The sequence below is a fragment of the Streptomyces sp. SID8374 genome (assembly GCF_009865135.1).
In the GTDB taxonomy this organism is placed as follows: domain Bacteria; phylum Actinomycetota; class Actinomycetes; order Streptomycetales; family Streptomycetaceae; genus Streptomyces.
This window is the reverse complement of the sequence record NZ_WWGH01000001.1, coordinates 4909183-4924483: the sequence shown is the minus strand read 5'-3', so window position 1 is coordinate 4924483 and position 15301 is coordinate 4909183. Positions and strand designations below refer to the sequence as shown.

Here is a 15301-nt window from a genome sequence, read left to right as displayed (position 1 = left end):
GGCCCGGGGGGACGGCGGGGATGACGGACAGCGGTATGGGCTCGGCGAGCGGTGCGTACGGGCGTGGAGGCGGCGGCGGACGCTCCGGGCGGGCGGTCGCCGTGACGGCCGCCGGGGTGCTCGCGACAGCCGTCCTGGCGGCGGGGTGCGGGCCGCTGGACCCGGAGGCGGACGCGCAGAGGCAGCCGCCGGTCCGGGCCACCACGGCACCGCCCGCGCCCTCCCCCACCGACGACGGCAAGGGCGCGGCCGAGCCGGCCGCCACCGCGCCGCCCGCGAGCCCCTCCGCCCCGCCCCCGTCCACGGAACCGGTCACCGCACCGCCGCCCACGCCCTCCTCCCCCGCCCCCACACCGAGCACCGCCCCACCGGCACCGCAGATCCTGATGCGGACCGGGTCCGAGGGCGCCCAGGTGCGGGAGTTGCAGGCCCGGTTGCGGCAGATCGGGCACTTCGGGCGCAACCCCACCGGCTACTACGGCACGGTCACCGCCGACGCCGTCCGGTCCTTCCAGGCCAAACGGGGCACCGGGGCCACCGGCTCCACCGACGCGGTCACCTGGCGGAAGCTGCTGGCCATGACCCGTACGCCAACGGCCGACGAGCTGGACCCGCCGACCGAGCGGCCCGTGGCCAAGCCGGACAAGCGGTGCCTGACCGGCCGGGTGCTCTGCATCAGCAAGAAGAGCCGGACCCTGGCGTGGATGATCGACGGCCGGGTCGTCTCCGCGATGGACGTGCGCTTCGGCTCGGAGTACACGCCCACCCGGGAGGGCGAGTTCCCGGTGTACTGGAAGTCCCGGGACCATGTGTCGACGCTGTACGACACCCCGATGCCGTACGCCCTGTTCTTCAGCGGCGGCCAGGCCGTGCACTACTCGGCCGACTTCGCGGCCAACGGCTACGGCGGCGCCTCGCACGGCTGCGTGAACGTCCGGGACAAGAAGAAGGTCGCGGCCCTGTTCGACCAGGTGAAGAACGGCGACAAGGTCGTCATCTACTGGTGAGGGCTCCGCAGGGCTGAGAGGGCGCGGGCGGGACCGGGGGAACGTGTCCCGCCCGCGCCGATGCGCTGAGCCGAAGGTACGGGGGGAACCCCGGCTCGTCGCGCGGCCGATGACCAGTCGGCTCACTCTGTACTGCGCCCGGCGCCCCAAAAACGTCACACTTGTTGGCGGCGCACCTCAAGCCGGAGGGAAAAGCGCAGGTCAGCGGGTGAGCACGGCTGTCGGTGCGGTCGGTGCGGGGGTCGCCGGGCGCAGCGGAACGACGCCCTCCGCCCGTACGCCGGCATCGGCCCGGCGGTCGCTGTCCGCGACGGACGGGGCGGGCTCGAAGGAGACGGGCGGCAGCGAGCCGCCGTCGCCGTCACCGGGTCCGTCGTGGTCCCCGCCGCCGGAACCCCCGGAACCGGGACCGCCGGAGCCACCGCCGAGGAGCCGGTCGCAGAAGCGCTCCAGGTTCTCCTCGCCCTTGGCCAACTCGATCAGCTGGCGCCGGCTCCGCTCGTCGAGGGTGCCGGCGCGGAAGGCCTTGCAGGCCTTGACGGACTTCTCGTACCAGGTGCCGCCCTCGTCCTTGCCGCCGGAGCCGCCGGGGTGGTCGTCGCGGCCGGTCGCCGGGTCCTTGGTCGCGTCCGTGCGGCCCGAGCCGCCCGGGCGGTTCCCGTCGCCCGTACGGTCGCCGTCCGGCGCCGGGGCGGTTGCGCCGGGCGTCGCTCCCGAGGGCTCCTCCGACGCGGCGGGCTGCCGGCTCTCGGGCGAGGAGAGCGGTTCGGGCTCCTCGACCGGGGAGGGTTCGGCCTCGGCGGACGGGTCGTCGGCGGGCAGCCGGGACATCAGCGGTTCGGGGGTCGCCGCCGATACGGAGGAGGCGGGCGCGGGTGAGTCCGGGCCGCCGAAGGGGCCCGGGAACATCCCCGTACCGGCGGCGACCGCCACCCCGCCGAGCGCGCAGCCCGCGAGCGAGACGGCCAGGCCGAAGCGGACCGGGCGGCTCCAGCGCGGCCGGCGGGGCGGGACGGCGGGGGCGGCGCCGATGTGGACGGAGTGCAGCGTTCCGGGGCGGCCGGGGAGTGCGGGACCCGCGCTCCGCCCGGCGAGCCGGTCGCCGCCGGTGCGGGCGGCCTGCCGGAACGCGGTGAGCACGGCGTCCTCGCCGGGGAGTTCACCGGCCGGGGCGCTGCGGGTGGCGCGGGCCGCGCCGAGTGCTTCGGCGAGCCGGAAGGCGTCGTCGCGGGCCTGGTCGCCGAGGGGTACGACCGGCTCGCCGCGGAGCAGTTTCTCCGCCGCGTCCTTGTCGAGCCACTCGTACTGCTCGTCGGCCATCACATGTCCCTCTGCGTCCACGGTCGCGAATGCGTCACACCGGGAGTGACCCCGGCCGGCGCCGCCGGACCGCCCCTACCGGGGCGCTGAGAGGGTACGGCACCGAGCCCCGAACCACCGCCCTGGCCCTGACCTGCGTCGCTCCCGGACCCCTGGCCCGGCGCCCGGTCCGGCCCCTCGGGGCCGCCGCCGGGGGCGGGCGCACCGGCGGGGCGGGGGGCGTCGGGGTGTTCGGCACCGAGGAGTTCGGCGAGGCGCTTGAGGCCCCGGTGGGCGGCGGTGCGTACGGCGCCGGGGCGCTTGCCGAGGGTCTGGGCGGCGCTCTTGGCGTCCAGGCCGACGACGACGCGCAGCACGACGGCCTCGGCCTGGTCCTGCGGGAGCTGGGCGATGAGGGACATGGTGCGGTCGGTGTCCAGCGCCTCCATGGCGTCACCGGCGGTGTCGGACTCGGCGGGCCGGCCGGTCAGCTCGGTCTCGTCGCCGCCGATCGCGGGGCGGCGGCTGCGCATCCGCAGATGGTCCAGCGACCGGTTGCGGGCGATCCGGGCCGCCCACCCCCTGAAGCGGTCGGCGTCACCGCTGAACCGGTCGAGGTCGCGCGCGATCTGCAGCCAGGCCTCCGACGCCACGTCCTCGGCGTCCGGCTCGCCCACCAGCGTCCGTATGTAGCCCAACAGCCGTGGCTGTACTGCGCGGTACACAGCACGGAAGGCGTCCTCGTCCCCGTCCTGTGCCGCGAGCACCGCGGCGGTCAGCTCCGCGTCGTCCCCCAGCACTCCCTCAACCCGCCCTGCTGTCCTCAATCGCAGCTGGTCACACTGCTGCGCCACTCTGCGCGACTCAGCACGCTACGTGGTCGGCAGGGGTCACGTCCATGACTTGTACAACTCGCAACAATTCGCGGTCCTCGGTGCGGTGTGACAGAAAACGCAGGCGCGGCGCTGAGATGAGTACGGGGTCGTGCTGCGACCCCGTGGAAGACGGCCGGGGCCTCTCCTGTGGGGGGTGGCGGCCCCGGTCGTCGCTCCTCCTCCCCACGCCCAGGTCACGGGCGCCCCCGCGGCGCAGGCCGCCGCCGCGATGATCACTGAGTGCGCCGGCCACTACGCTGCCCCGCGTGAACATCGCTTCCCAGCAGTCCCGCGCCTTCCGCCTGATCGTCACCGGGGGCGGCACCGGCGGGCACACCTACCCAGCTCTCACCGCGATCCGCACCTTGCAGGCCCGCCTGGCCGCCTCCGGCCGCACCCTCGACGTCCTGTGGATCGGCACGGCCGAGGGCCTGGAGGCCCGGGTCACCAGCGCGGAGGGCATCCCCTTCACCACCGTCGCCACGGGCAAGATCCGGCGCCACGCCAACCCGCTGAAGATGGCGTCACCGGCCAACGTCCGGGACATGGCGCGCGTACCGCTCGGGGTCGCCCAGGCGCGCAAGGCGGTCTCCGGCTTCGGGCCCGACGTCGTCCTCGCCACGGGCGGTTACGTCGCCGTGCCGGCCGGGCTCGCCGCCCGGATGTGCCGGGTCCCGCTGGTCCTCCACGAGCAGACCGTCCGGCTCGGCCTCGCCAACCGGAAGCTCGCCGGTTCCGCCGCGCGGATCGCCGTGTCCTCGGAGTCGACCCTGCCGCTCCTGCCGGAGGGCGTGCGGTCGGCGGCGGTGGTCACCGGCAACCCCGTACGGCCGGAGGTCCTGTCCGGCCACCCGGACAAGGCCGTGACCGCGCTCGGCCTCCACGCCTTCGACCGGCGCCTTCCGACCGTGTACGTCACCGGCGGGGCGCAGGGGTCGCAGCAGATCAACGACGTGGTCGGCGGTGAACTGCCGTGGCTGCTGGAGCGCGCCAACGTGGTGCACCAGTGCGGCCCGGCCCATGTCGCGGCGCTGTCCGCCCGCGCCGCCGGGCTGCCCGCCGAGCTCGCCGCCCGCTACCACCTCACCCCGTTCGTCGGACCGGAGCTGCCGGACGTGCTGGCCCTGGCCGATCTGGTGGTCTCCCGTAGCGGTGCGGGCACCCTGGCCGAGCTGACCGCCCTGGGCAAGCCCGCCGTATTCATCCCGCTCGCGACGGCGGCCGGGAACGAACAGGCCCACAACGCACGCCACTTGGAGGAGTCCGGGGCGGCGGTCGCCCTGCTCGGCGACGTCACCGGCGCGCAGCTGCGTGAGGCGGTCGGCCCGCTCCTCGACGACCCGGCGCGCCGGGAGGCGATGGCCTCGGCCGCCAGGGCGCACGGGCGCCCGGACGCTGCGGAGAGGCTCGTGGACGTGATCCTGTCGGCGGCCTCCCGGTAACGGCTCGGTCCGTCGCCGGGCGGGGCTCGGCGACGGCGCCGTGAGAGGGGGTGGGGGCCGATAGGCTGCGCGGACCAAGGGAATCAGCGGCGAACTGCGTGGGGTGGGCCAGGTCATGACGAGTCGGCAGAACTGGTGGCGACGGGGGCTGGCGGCCGGAGTCGTCCTCCTGGTGGCCGGATGCGCGGCGATCGAGGACGCGACGACGCCCGAGCCGGGCGACGGGAAGCCGTCCGCCTCGGCCTCGGCCGGGGCAGGCGGCGGTGCGGCGGCCGACGACACGAACCTGCCGGGCATACCGTCCGCCGGGCAGGCCAGGGAGGAGCTGGCCGGGCTGAAGGTGGCCCCGCACGGTTCGATGTCCGGTTACAGCCGGGCGAAGTTCCCCCACTGGGCCGCGCAGGGCGAGTCCTGTGACACCCGGGAGACCGTGCTGGAGCGGGACGGCACCGATGTCGAACGGGACCCGCAGTGCCGGGCCGTCTCCGGGAAGTGGACCAGCGTCTACGACGACGAGGAGTTCAGCGAGGCCCGCGACCTGGACATCGACCACATGGTCCCGCTCGCCAACGCCTGGCGCTCCGGGGCCAGGAGCTGGACGCAGGAGAAGCGCAAGGAGTTCGCCAACGACCTGACCCGCCCTCAGCTGCTGGCGGTGTCGGCGTCGTCGAACCGCTCCAAGGGCGACCAGGGGCCGGACGAGTGGCAGCCGCCGTCCAAGGCGTACTGGTGCACCTACTCCCGTGCTTGGGTGTCGGTGAAGGCGTCGTACGAGCTCTCCGTCACGGAGGCGGAGAAGGGCATGCTGACGGAGATGCTGGACACCTGTAACCCATGAACGGAAGAACCTCATGAGCGGACCTGACCCGGCACAGCCTCAGCAGTTCGTGGACGACGTCAAGGCGGGCCCCGGCGGCGCGATGACCGACGAGGTGGGGGTCGTCACCGGTGAGCTGACGGTCTCCACCACGCTGCGGCCCGACGGGCGCGCGGAGATCGCCGTCCAGTACACCGGCGCGGAGGAGTGGTACGTCCTCACCGGCAGCCCCGTCCCGCTGCCTCCGGCCGGACTGGAGGCCCTGCACCACGAGATCCTCGACCGCATCCGTCAGGGAGGCGGAGCGCAGGCCGGGTCCTGACCGGTCAGCCCCTGATGCGGGCCCGCCGCGACATCACCGCGCGCAGGACCCGGCGGCCCTCGACCGACAGGTCCAGGGCCTTGCGTACCCCGGCGCCGCTGCCCGTCGTGCCGGTGGTCTCCTCCAGGATCTCCAGGATGCGCACCTGGCGCTCCAGCTCCCCCGCCACCAGCGGGCCCACGCCGCCCGGCTCTCCGGCGCGCGCCGCCTTCAGCAGGTCGGCCGCGTCCTGCGGGACCTCCCCGTCCGGGGCGTCGAACCGGCCGTGGATCTCCAGCGCGACCAGCGAGCAGGCGTCCGCCCACTCCCGCAGCGGGGCGGGGGCGAAGTCGGAGGGGGCGGCCCCCAGCATCGCGCGCACCCGTGCGGCCGGTCCATCGGTGACGGCCTCCTTGTCCAGCCCCGTACGGACGGCCGCGAGGCGAATGGCCCATTCCCGCCCGTCCTCACAGCTCGCCCAGAGCGGGCGCAGCGGTTCGGGCCCGTCCGGTCCCGCCAGCAGCGGCAGGCAGCGGTCCAGGCAGGCCACGGCACTGGCGGCGAGCGCTCGCTCGTCGGCGCGTTCGATCAGTTCCAGCAGACTCATCGACGTCTCCCTCGGTCTACCGCGTACTGCGCCGAATGGCTGAAAAGCGTCACTATCGGCGTCAGCCGGCCCCGGCTACACGGCGACGGGCTGCGGTGCGCGGAGCGCCGCGCGCTCCACCTGCATCCGGTTCAGGGCGCGGACGAAGAGGATGGCCAGTACGGCGGCGGCGATGTCGAGCGCGTCGGCGGCCATCACCAGGGCGAGGCCGCCCACGATCTCCCCCGGCTCCTCGGCCAGGCCCCACATCCGTGCGGCGATCCGGTCCAGGGCCACGGCCGCGACCCATGCGGCCCACCAGAGGTTGAGCGGTGCCCGTGAGACCGGGAGCCGGGCACCCTCCGGGCCCACGGGGGTGCTGGCCCTCCAGCTCCCGGCGGCGACCCGGTAGGGGAACCACAAATTGGCCACGGGGACGAACCAGCCGCCCACCGACCAACCCGGGCCCATCGTGAGGGCGGTCGGGTCGAAGACCTCGGCGTTCCGGCTGGTGCGGTGGAACCAGACGACGAAGACGACGGCGGTGGCGAGGAAGGCGATGAGCTGGGCGACCGCGGTGGCGCCGTAGAGCACTTCGGCCCAGTCGCCCCGGCTGCCGAGAACGGCCCGGTCGCCGCCGTCCGCGTACCCCGCCCACAGCCCGTGCAGGTGGAGCCCGGAGGCGAAGGCGGCCAGGTCGGTGGCGATGACCGTACCGAGCAGCGCGGTCACCGCCCAGGACAGGCCGACCGGTGAGCGCGGCCAGTCGCCGACGCCCCAGCCGCCGGGGCCGGTGGCCCGGGGCGCCAGGTAGCCGGGCAGCGGGGGCCGGGTGCCCGAGCAGAAAGTGCAGAGGTCTTCGTCGGTGACGGCCGTTCTGATGCGGCATCGGGTACAGAGCATGAGGCGTTCCCCCCGGGGCGTGGTCGTGGTCGGTGACCTCTCACGTCCCTCCCCAGGAGCGCGCGGTCGGCGGACGGTAGCCCGCGCACGGCTCCGATGTCCACGGGCTTACGTTCCGCCGGCCGGCCCGGGTGCCGTCAGCCCGCGCTGCCCGTCCGGCCCGCCAGCTCCTGGAACTGTGCCCAGGTCAGCTCCGGCTTCCGCGGGTCCCACAGCTTCTGCGAGGTCGCCACGAGCGGCATCCGGATGCCGTCGGCGACCTGCTGGGTGGTCTGGGCGTTGGGCAGGTCGCCCCAGACGGCGAACCGGCCGCCGAGGATCTGCGGCGAGTAGCGCTCCGCCACCGGCTCGGTGCCGCGCAGGACCATCGGGGTCCACTGCTCGTAGATCCGCTTGCCGGTCGGGTAGACGAACTGGTTCGGCTCGCCGAGCACGTAGTACAGGAACTCGTCGTTGAGGTTGAGCATCTTGTAGCCCTCGGCGAGGTACTCCTGCGGCGGCCGGGCACCGATCTCCTTGCCGGTCCAGTATTCGATCTCGATGTTCTTGGCGGCCTTGACCTTCGAGTCGCGGAAGAGCCCGTCGTTCCACGCCTTGGCGGTGCGGCCCTTGGGCTCCACCACCTCGGCCCGGTCGTTCAGCCACCCCGTGGCGAGGTCCTCGATGGTGGCGCCGGAGCCGTGCTTCTGCTCGGCGGCCCGCTGGAGCTGCGGGTAGGAGGCGGCCGGGTCGCTGACCATCAGCGCCTGGTACTCGTCCGCGCCCAGGTGCCAGAACTTGCCGGGGAACAGCTCGGTGTACTCGTCCAGCAGCTCGTCGACCAGCTTCGCCGCGCCCGGCTTGGAGATGTCGATGGACCCCCGCGATTCGCGGCCCTGGGTGTTGCGGAGCTGGAGGTCGGGGTGAGCGCGCAGCACCGCGCCGAGGTGCCCGGGCGAGTCGATCTCGGGGACGACCTCGATGTGCAGGCTGTTGGCGAGGCCGACGATGCGGCGGACCTCGTCCTGGGTGAGGGCCTCGTCCGAGACGACCTCGGGGTGGGTCTTCGACTCGATCCGGAACGCCTGGTCGTCGGAGAAGTGCAGGCCGAGCTGGTTGAGCTTGAGGTCGCCCATCTCCCGTATGCGGTCCTCGATCCACCCCGCGCTGTAGTGCTTACGGGCGATGTCGAGGTTGAGCCCGCGCTGCGGCCGGTCGGGCCGGTCGTTGACGACGCCCTCCGGCACGGTCCTGTCGGCCTTGAGCGACTGCTTGAGGGTGCGGGTGCCGTAGAACACGCCCGACTCGTCGGGGCCGGTGATCTTCACCTTCCGGTCGCGCACGGTGAGCGTGTACGACTCCGCGGGCCCCTGGTCCTTCGCGCCGAGCGCCAGCTCCACGTCCCCCGCGCGGGGCGCCTGGGCCCCCCGGTAGGGCAGCTTCAGCTCCTTGGCGAGCAGCTGGGCCTCGTCGGCGAGCAGCTGGCTGCCCTTGGCTATGACGACGGAGCTGCCCTTGCCCGGCTGCCAGCCGGGCCCGCGCGCGGCGGTGTGCTCGCGGACCGCCGGGATGGTGCTCGGCGTGGTGGAGAGCGGATAGCTGCGGGAGGGCGACGGGGCGGCCGCCGTGGCGGAGGTCCCGGACGGTGACGCCGCGTCGCGGGAGGGGTGGCTCCCGGAGCCTTCCGGCCAGACGACGACGGTGAGGACGACGGCGGCCGCGGCGGTGACAGCCGCGCCGGTGACGAGGGCACCTCGCGTGGGCGACATCGGTCAGATTCCTCCGGAATAGGGGCCAGGGGACAGGTAGAGGGTCAAGGGTGAGTGGATAGGCTGAAAGGCTAACATTTTTACCGCCGGTCTGCCCACCGAGAACGAGCGCGGAGCGTACAGAACCCCGGACCTCGCAGGTCAGGCGGCCGTCAAACGTTCCGAAACTCTCCCGTTCGGGTGATTTTTGGCCGTTCCCCCGGACGGCCGCCGACCGATCTCGCTAGCGTTGCGGCACATTCGTCCCTCTCTTCACTTCCACCCCGAGAACCCCTTCACCTCCACCCGGGAACGCCACACTCCCACCCCATGTACGTCTCGGTTTCATCTCGTACACGCCCCGGTCGGGCAACCTTGTTGCCCTCCTGCCCGTCTCCGGGGTCATAGATGTCGTTGATTCGAGGAGTCCACGCTGTCCAGGTCCAGCGAGTCCCCCGCCGGCCTGCCCACGCAGTCCACGCCCCCGGCCGGGCCCTGCGCCATACCCGTGCAGCACCGCCGTCCGCCGCAGGTCGGCGGTGCCTTCGGCGTATCCCCCGCCGACCTGGCGGCCGGTCTCGCCCGGTTCAACGAGGCGCCCTTCACCACCGCCGAGGCCGCGCTCCTGGAGTGCTGCGGCAGCCGCCGCTGGGCCCACCGCATGGCCGCCCACCGCCCCTTCCCGGACCTGGCGTCCCTGCTGGCCGCCTCCGACGAGGCGGGGTACGACCTGGCCCCCCGCGACATCGCCGAAGCGCTCGCCGCCGAGCCCGCCCCCTGCCTGCACCACGACGCGCCCCGCGCCGCCCACCTCGCGCTGCGGGCGGCGCACGCGGCGTACGAGAGCAGATTCGGCCATTCCTTCGTGATCTGCCTGGACACCTGCCCGCCCTCGCAGGAGGTGGACCAGGTCCTGGCCTCCATCCGGGTCCGGCTGACGCACGAGGTGGACGAGGAGCGGGCGGTGACCGCCGACGAGCTGCGGCGACTGGCCCGGAGCAGGCTGACCGAGCTGGTGGCCGAGGGCTGGTGACCCGGGCGGTGCCCGGGTCGGGAAGGCCTCGGGGACAGCGCCCGGGAAAGGGCCGCTCTAGCCCGTACGTGCCTGTTTGATTGCCACTTTGATCACACCAGAGGCCCCGGCGCGAACGAACCGACAAAGCGTCGCTACGATGGCCGGGGCCGGTGGACCGTACCCGGCCGGGTCAGACCGACAGTCAAGCCGGCCGACCCCAATCCCCGCTCCCGGAGGGTTCTTCCGTGCCGGCTGGAACGCTGTACCGCGGCCGGGAAGGCATGTGGTCGTGGGTGGCTCATCGAGTCACCGGTGTCCTCATTTTCTTCTTCCTGTTCGTACATGTCCTGGACACCGCACTCGTCCGCGTCTCCCCGGAGGCCTACGACGAAGTCGTGGCCACCTACAAGACGTGGCCCGTCGCGTTCCTCGAATACGGCCTCGTGGCCGCCATTCTCTTCCACGCGCTCAACGGTCTCCGGATCATCGCCGTGGACTTCTGGGCCAAGGGCCCGCGCTTGCAGAAGCAGATGCTCTGGACCGTGGTGGGCATCTGGATCGTGCTGATGGTCGGGGCCCTGTACCCCGTCCTCGGCCACGCCGTACGTGAAATGTTCGGGAGCTGAGGCCCATGTCCAGCGAGACCTCTTCCGCAGCCGCGATCGGCGATGTCGAAGGCGTGAGCCTGTACGACGTCGACCACCCGGCCCCGGTGATCGAGCCCCCGCGCAAGCGCACCGGCAAGACGCCCAAGGCGTCGCGCGGCAACTTCGAGATGTACGCGTGGCTCTTCATGCGCCTCTCGGGTGTCGTCCTGGTCGTCCTCGTCATCGGCCACCTGCTGATCCAGCTGGTACTCGACGGCGGCGTCTCCAAGATCGGCTTCGCCTTCGTGGCGGGCCGCTGGGCCTCGCCGTTCTGGCAGGCCTGGGACCTCATCATGCTGTGGCTCGCCATGCTCCACGGCGGCAACGGCCTGCGTACGGTCATCAACGACTACGCCGAACGGGACAACACCCGCTTCTGGCTGAAGATGCTCCTGTACACCGCCACGGTGTTCACCGTCCTGCTGGGCACGCTGGTGATCTTCACCTTCGACCCGAACATCCGCTAGGCGCCGGGACAGAGGGACCAGAGGAAACCATGCAGATCCACAAGTACGACACCGTCATCGTCGGCGCCGGCGGCGCCGGCATGCGCGCGGCCATCGAGGCCACCAAGCGCAGCCGCACCGCCGTGCTGACGAAGCTCTACCCCACCCGCTCCCACACCGGTGCGGCGCAGGGCGGCATGGCCGCCGCGCTCGCCAACGTGGAGGAGGACAACTGGGAGTGGCACACCTTCGACACGGTCAAGGGCGGCGACTACCTGGTCGACCAGGACGCGGCCGAGATCCTGGCGAAGGAGGCCATCGACGCCGTCCTCGACCTGGAGAAGATGGGCCTGCCGTTCAACCGGACGCCCGAGGGCCGCATCGACCAGCGCCGCTTCGGCGGTCACACCCGCAGCCACGGTGAGGCCCCGGTCCGCCGGTCGTGCTACGCCGCGGACCGCACCGGCCACATGATCCTCCAGACGCTGTACCAGAACTGCGTCAAGGAGGGCGTGGAGTTCTTCAACGAGTTCTACGTCCTGGACCAGCTGATCACCGAGGTCGACGGGGTCAAGAAGTCCGCCGGCGTCGTCGCGTTCGAGCTGGCGACCGGCGAGATCCACGTCTTCCAGGCGAAGTCGGTCATCTACGCCTCCGGCGGCACCGGCAAGTTCTTCAAGGTGACGTCCAACGCGCACACCCTGACCGGTGACGGCCAGGCCGCCTGCTACCGGCGCGGCCTGCCGCTGGAGGACATGGAGTTCTTCCAGTTCCACCCGACGGGCATCTGGCGCATGGGCATCCTGCTGACGGAGGGCGCCCGCGGTGAGGGCGGCATCCTCCGCAACAAGGACGGCGAGCGCTTCATGGAGAAGTACGCGCCCGTCATGAAGGACCTCGCCTCGCGTGACGTCGTCTCGCGCTCCATCTACACGGAGATCCGCGAGGGCCGCGGCTGCGGTCCGGCCGGCGACCACGTCTACCTGGACCTCACGCACCTGCCGCCGGAGCAGCTGGACGCCAAGCTCCCGGACATCACGGAGTTCGCGCGTACGTACCTCGGCATCGAGCCCTACACGGACCCGATCCCGATCCAGCCGACCGCGCACTACGCCATGGGCGGCATCCCGACCAACGTCGAGGGTGAGGTGCTGGCCGACAACACCACCGTCGTCCCGGGCCTGTACGCCGCCGGCGAGGTCGCCTGTGTCTCCGTGCACGGCGCCAACCGCCTGGGCACCAACTCGCTCCTGGACATCAACGTCTTCGGCAAGCGCTCGGGCATCGCCGCCGCCGAGTACGCCGCGAAGAACGACTTCGTCGAGCTGCCCGAGAACCCGGCCCAGCTCGTCGCCGACCAGGTGGAGCGGCTGCGCAACTCCAACGGCACCGAGCGCGTGGCGGCGCTGCGCCTGGAGCTCCAGGAGTGCATGGACGCCAACGTGATGGTGTTCCGCACCGAGCAGACGATCAAGACGGCGGTCGACAAGATCGCCGAGCTGCGCGAGCGGTATCTGAACGTGTCCATCCAGGACAAGGGCAAGCGGTTCAACACCGACCTGCTGGAGGCCATCGAGCTGGGCAACCTCCTCGACCTGGCCGAGGTCATGGCGGTCTCCGCGCTCGCCCGCAAGGAGTCCCGCGGCGGTCACTACCGCGAGGACTACCCCAACCGCGACGACGTCAACTTCATGCGCCACACCATGGCGTACCGCGAGGTGGCCGCCGACGGCGCCGAGTCGATCCGACTCGACTACAAGCCGGTCGTGACGACCCGCTACCAGCCGATGGAGCGTAAGTACTGATGGCTACCCCGACCCTGGACAAGACCGACGGGACCGCGAAGCCCGAAGCCGGTTTCGCCGACTCCCCGTTCATCACGGCCACGTTCCGGATCCGCCGCTTCAACCCCGAGGTGTCGGACGAGGTCCAGTGGCAGGACTTCCAGATCGAGATCGACCCGAAGGAGCGTGTCCTCGACGCCCTTCACAAGATCAAGTGGGAGCTGGACGGGACCCTGACGTTCCGCCGTTCCTGCGCGCACGGCATCTGCGGTTCCGACGCGATGCGGATCAACGGCAAGAACAGGCTCGCCTGCAAGACGCTGATCAAGGACATCAACCCGGAAAAGCCGATCATGGTGGAGGCCATCAAGGGCCTCACGGTCCTCAAGGACCTCGTGGTCGACATGGACCCGTTCTTCCAGGCGTACCGCGACGTCATGCCCTTCCTCGTCACCAAGGGGAACGAGCCGACCCGCGAGCGCCTCCAGTCCGCCGAGGACCGTGAGCGGTTCGACGACACCACCAAGTGCATCCTGTGCGCCGCGTGCACGTCCTCGTGCCCGGTGTTCTGGAACGACGGGCAGTACTTCGGCCCGGCGGCGATCGTCAACGCGCACCGCTTCATCTTCGACTCGCGCGACGAGGCCGGCGAGCAGCGTCTGGAGATCCTCAACGACCGTGACGGCGTGTGGCGTTGCCGTACGACGTTCAACTGCACGGACGCCTGCCCGCGTGGCATCGAGGTCACCAAGGCGATCCAGGAGGTGAAGCGCGCGCTCATCACGCGTCGCTTCTGACCCCGCGCACCACCTTCACGGGCCCCGCCCGCCGTCGTCGTCATGACCTCGGCGGGCGGGGCCCGTTGCTGCGTCCGGGCGATACGGGCGGTACCGTCGTGCGGAGCTCACGACGCGCAGAGAACGGGGATCCCCATGAGCGAGCCGAATCCTTCACCTGGCGACGCGTACAAGTGGGGTCCTCCCCAGCAGCAGCCGGGCCACCCGCCGACGATGGCCGACGGCCAGGCGTACGGGTACCCGCCGCCGGGCGGCGCGCCCGCGTACGGCTATCCGCAGCCGCTGCCCGAGTCGGCGACCCAGCCCGGCCCCGGTTACGGGTATCCGCACCCGGGGCAGCCGACGATGCCGGGCCAGTACCTCCCCGTACCGCACGAAATGGCCGGACACGGCGGTGTCCCGGTGCTGGCGATCGGCGACATCACCGTCATGAGCGACGCGATCGTCACCCCTTCGGGGACGATGCCGCTCAAGGGCGCGGTCTGGACGGCGACCGACATGTCGCGCACCGAGGAGAAGATCCCGGCGCACGCGATCGTGCTGGCGATCGTCTTCGCCCTGTTCTGCCTGATCGGCCTGCTGTTCCTGCTGATGAAGGAGAAGCGGACCGTCGGGTTCGTCCAGGTCACGGTGACCAGCGGCGGCCGCCACCACGGCACGATGATCCCCGCGATGGGCCCGCACACCTTCCCCGCCGTGATGGGCCAGGTCAACCAGGCCCGTTCGATGAGCGCCTGAGCGGCGGGCTTTCCGGTCATGGCACGTTTCGAGCACACCGTCACCGTCGCCGCCCTGGACCGCCACTGGTTCGAGGAGGCCGCCGGGCATGTGGTGGACCTCTTCGACGCCTCCCGCGAGGAGGGCGGCGAGATCCTGCTGCCCGACGGGCGCCCCGTATACGGCCTCCGGCTGCTGAAGGGGCGTCACCTCCAGTCGGGGGCGCAGTACGGGGAGGACCCCGCGCAGAAGGACAGGGAGGGCGCCCCGGAGGTCGCCGTCCTGCGGGAGTGGCGGCCCTCGCGCACCGTCGAGGTGGAGAGCCGTGTGGCGGAGGAGGGCATGTCCATGCGGGTGGGGGTGCGGCTGCGCGAGCCCCGTACGCCCAAGGCGCTGGAGGTCTCCCTCGACGGGCACAACCCGCAGGGCGGTTCGCTGTACCGCTTCTCCGGCCGCGCCAAGGCCGACCTGCACGCCTGGTGGGCGGCGCTGGAGCAGCCCTCTTCGGCGCCCCCGGCCGCCCGGGCGCCCGTCATCGGCAAGGCGGTGCACCGGCTGGGCAAGGCCCGGCTGACGGTGACCCCGCGCCCGGCCGAGGACTCCACCTGGCGGGTCACCGTGGTGCTGAGCGTGCGCGGGCGGTGGCTGCTGCGGCCGGTCGCGGCGGTGGGGCTGTTCTTCGCCCGCAAGCCGATCGCGCGGGGGTTCCGCGAAGGCGTGGACGACGCCGCCGAGGAGTGGGCCGAGCTGCTGGCGGAGCTGCCGTCGCTGCACGGTGAGGCGCTGCGCGCGGAGATCGCGGACGCGCTGACCGAGCCGCCGGAGCCGGTGGATCCGCCGGACCCGGCGGAATCGCCCGGGCCGCCGCCCAAGGTTCTCTGACACACACCCTGTAGACCCCTTCTTGAACATGTTCAAGAAGGGGTCTACAGTCATGC

At 72.1% G+C, this 15301-nt stretch carries 16 protein-coding genes; 11 read left to right on the top strand and 5 right to left on the bottom strand.

The window, feature by feature from the left end; translation table 11 throughout:
• The first annotated feature begins 20 nt into the window (after positions 1-20).
• Entirely contained in the window at positions 21-1007 is a 987-nt protein-coding gene (locus GTY67_RS22050) for a L,D-transpeptidase family protein (RefSeq protein WP_161279749.1), read from the top strand.
• A 201-nt stretch (positions 1008-1208) separates the two neighbouring features.
• Here the strand turns inward: GTY67_RS22050 and GTY67_RS22045 are convergent, their stop codons facing one another.
• Positions 1209-2327 carry a hypothetical protein gene (locus GTY67_RS22045; protein WP_093690571.1) on the bottom strand — a complete coding sequence of 373 codons (1119 nt, stop codon included), beginning with the start codon at positions 2325-2327 and terminating at the stop codon, positions 1209-1211.
• Positions 2327-3106, bottom strand: a complete 780-nt coding sequence (locus GTY67_RS22040; RefSeq protein WP_093690569.1) for an RNA polymerase sigma factor — start codon at positions 3104-3106, stop codon at positions 2327-2329. Before GTY67_RS22040 ends, GTY67_RS22045 begins: the two co-directional genes overlap by 1 nt.
• A 341-nt stretch (positions 3107-3447) precedes the next feature.
• Here GTY67_RS22040 and GTY67_RS22035 point away from each other — a divergent pair, with 341 nt between their 5' ends.
• The 3 genes from GTY67_RS22035 to GTY67_RS22025 all read left to right on the top strand — a co-directional run bounded on the left by GTY67_RS22035 (position 3448) and on the right by GTY67_RS22025 (position 5762).
• Positions 3448-4623: a UDP-N-acetylglucosamine--N-acetylmuramyl-(pentapeptide) pyrophosphoryl-undecaprenol N-acetylglucosamine transferase gene (locus GTY67_RS22035; protein WP_161279748.1), complete on the top strand. Its 1176-nt coding sequence runs from the start codon at positions 3448-3450 to the stop codon at positions 4621-4623.
• A 115-nt stretch (positions 4624-4738) separates the two neighbouring features.
• Complete coding sequence (locus tag GTY67_RS22030; protein ID WP_161279747.1) at positions 4739-5461, top strand: HNH endonuclease family protein; 723 nt, start codon at positions 4739-4741, stop codon at positions 5459-5461.
• A 13-nt stretch (positions 5462-5474) separates the two neighbouring features.
• Entirely contained in the window at positions 5475-5762 is a 288-nt protein-coding gene (locus GTY67_RS22025) for a hypothetical protein (RefSeq protein ID WP_093690565.1), read from the top strand.
• 4 nt (positions 5763-5766) lie between these two features.
• Here the strand turns inward: GTY67_RS22025 and GTY67_RS22020 are convergent, their stop codons facing one another.
• The 3 genes from GTY67_RS22020 to GTY67_RS22010 all read right to left on the bottom strand — a co-directional run bounded on the left by GTY67_RS22020 (position 5767) and on the right by GTY67_RS22010 (position 8978).
• Positions 5767-6348, bottom strand: a complete 582-nt coding sequence (locus tag GTY67_RS22020; protein ID WP_093690563.1) for a hypothetical protein — start codon at positions 6346-6348, stop codon at positions 5767-5769.
• Positions 6349-6423: 75 nt separating this feature from the next.
• Positions 6424-7230 (bottom strand): DUF4328 domain-containing protein, encoded by an 807-nt coding sequence (locus GTY67_RS22015; protein ID WP_161279746.1) that lies wholly within the window; start codon positions 7228-7230, stop codon positions 6424-6426.
• 137 nt (positions 7231-7367) lie between these two features.
• Complete coding sequence (locus GTY67_RS22010; protein ID WP_161279745.1) at positions 7368-8978, bottom strand: family 20 glycosylhydrolase; 1611 nt, start codon at positions 8976-8978, stop codon at positions 7368-7370.
• 481 nt (positions 8979-9459) lie between these two features.
• Here GTY67_RS22010 and GTY67_RS22005 point away from each other — a divergent pair, with 481 nt between their 5' ends.
• The 7 genes from GTY67_RS22005 to GTY67_RS21975 all read left to right on the top strand — a co-directional run bounded on the left by GTY67_RS22005 (position 9460) and on the right by GTY67_RS21975 (position 15245).
• The gene (locus tag GTY67_RS22005; RefSeq protein ID WP_343238756.1) at positions 9460-9990 is read left to right on the top strand and encodes a 2-oxo-4-hydroxy-4-carboxy-5-ureidoimidazoline decarboxylase; all 531 of its coding nucleotides are present in this window, start codon (positions 9460-9462) and stop codon (positions 9988-9990) included.
• A gap of 227 nt (positions 9991-10217) precedes the next feature.
• The gene (gene sdhC / locus GTY67_RS22000; protein WP_026241188.1) at positions 10218-10598 is read left to right on the top strand and encodes a succinate dehydrogenase, cytochrome b556 subunit; all 381 of its coding nucleotides are present in this window, start codon (positions 10218-10220) and stop codon (positions 10596-10598) included.
• Positions 10599-10603: 5 nt separating this feature from the next.
• Positions 10604-11086, top strand: a complete 483-nt coding sequence (locus GTY67_RS21995; RefSeq protein WP_093690555.1) for a succinate dehydrogenase hydrophobic membrane anchor subunit — start codon at positions 10604-10606, stop codon at positions 11084-11086.
• A 29-nt stretch (positions 11087-11115) separates the two neighbouring features.
• Positions 11116-12870, top strand: a complete 1755-nt coding sequence (sdhA, locus tag GTY67_RS21990) for a succinate dehydrogenase flavoprotein subunit (protein ID WP_093690553.1) — start codon at positions 11116-11118, stop codon at positions 12868-12870.
• Positions 12870-13646, top strand: coding sequence for a succinate dehydrogenase iron-sulfur subunit (locus GTY67_RS21985; RefSeq protein WP_073877834.1), 777 nt, complete (start codon positions 12870-12872; stop codon positions 13644-13646). Before sdhA ends, GTY67_RS21985 begins: the two co-directional genes overlap by 1 nt.
• 135 nt (positions 13647-13781) lie before the next feature.
• A complete protein-coding gene (locus GTY67_RS21980) occupies positions 13782-14384 on the top strand; it encodes a hypothetical protein (protein WP_093690551.1) in 603 nt (200 codons plus the stop codon).
• A gap of 18 nt (positions 14385-14402) precedes the next feature.
• Complete coding sequence (locus GTY67_RS21975) at positions 14403-15245, top strand: hypothetical protein (protein ID WP_161279743.1); 843 nt, start codon at positions 14403-14405, stop codon at positions 15243-15245.
• Positions 15246-15301 lie beyond the last annotated feature (56 nt).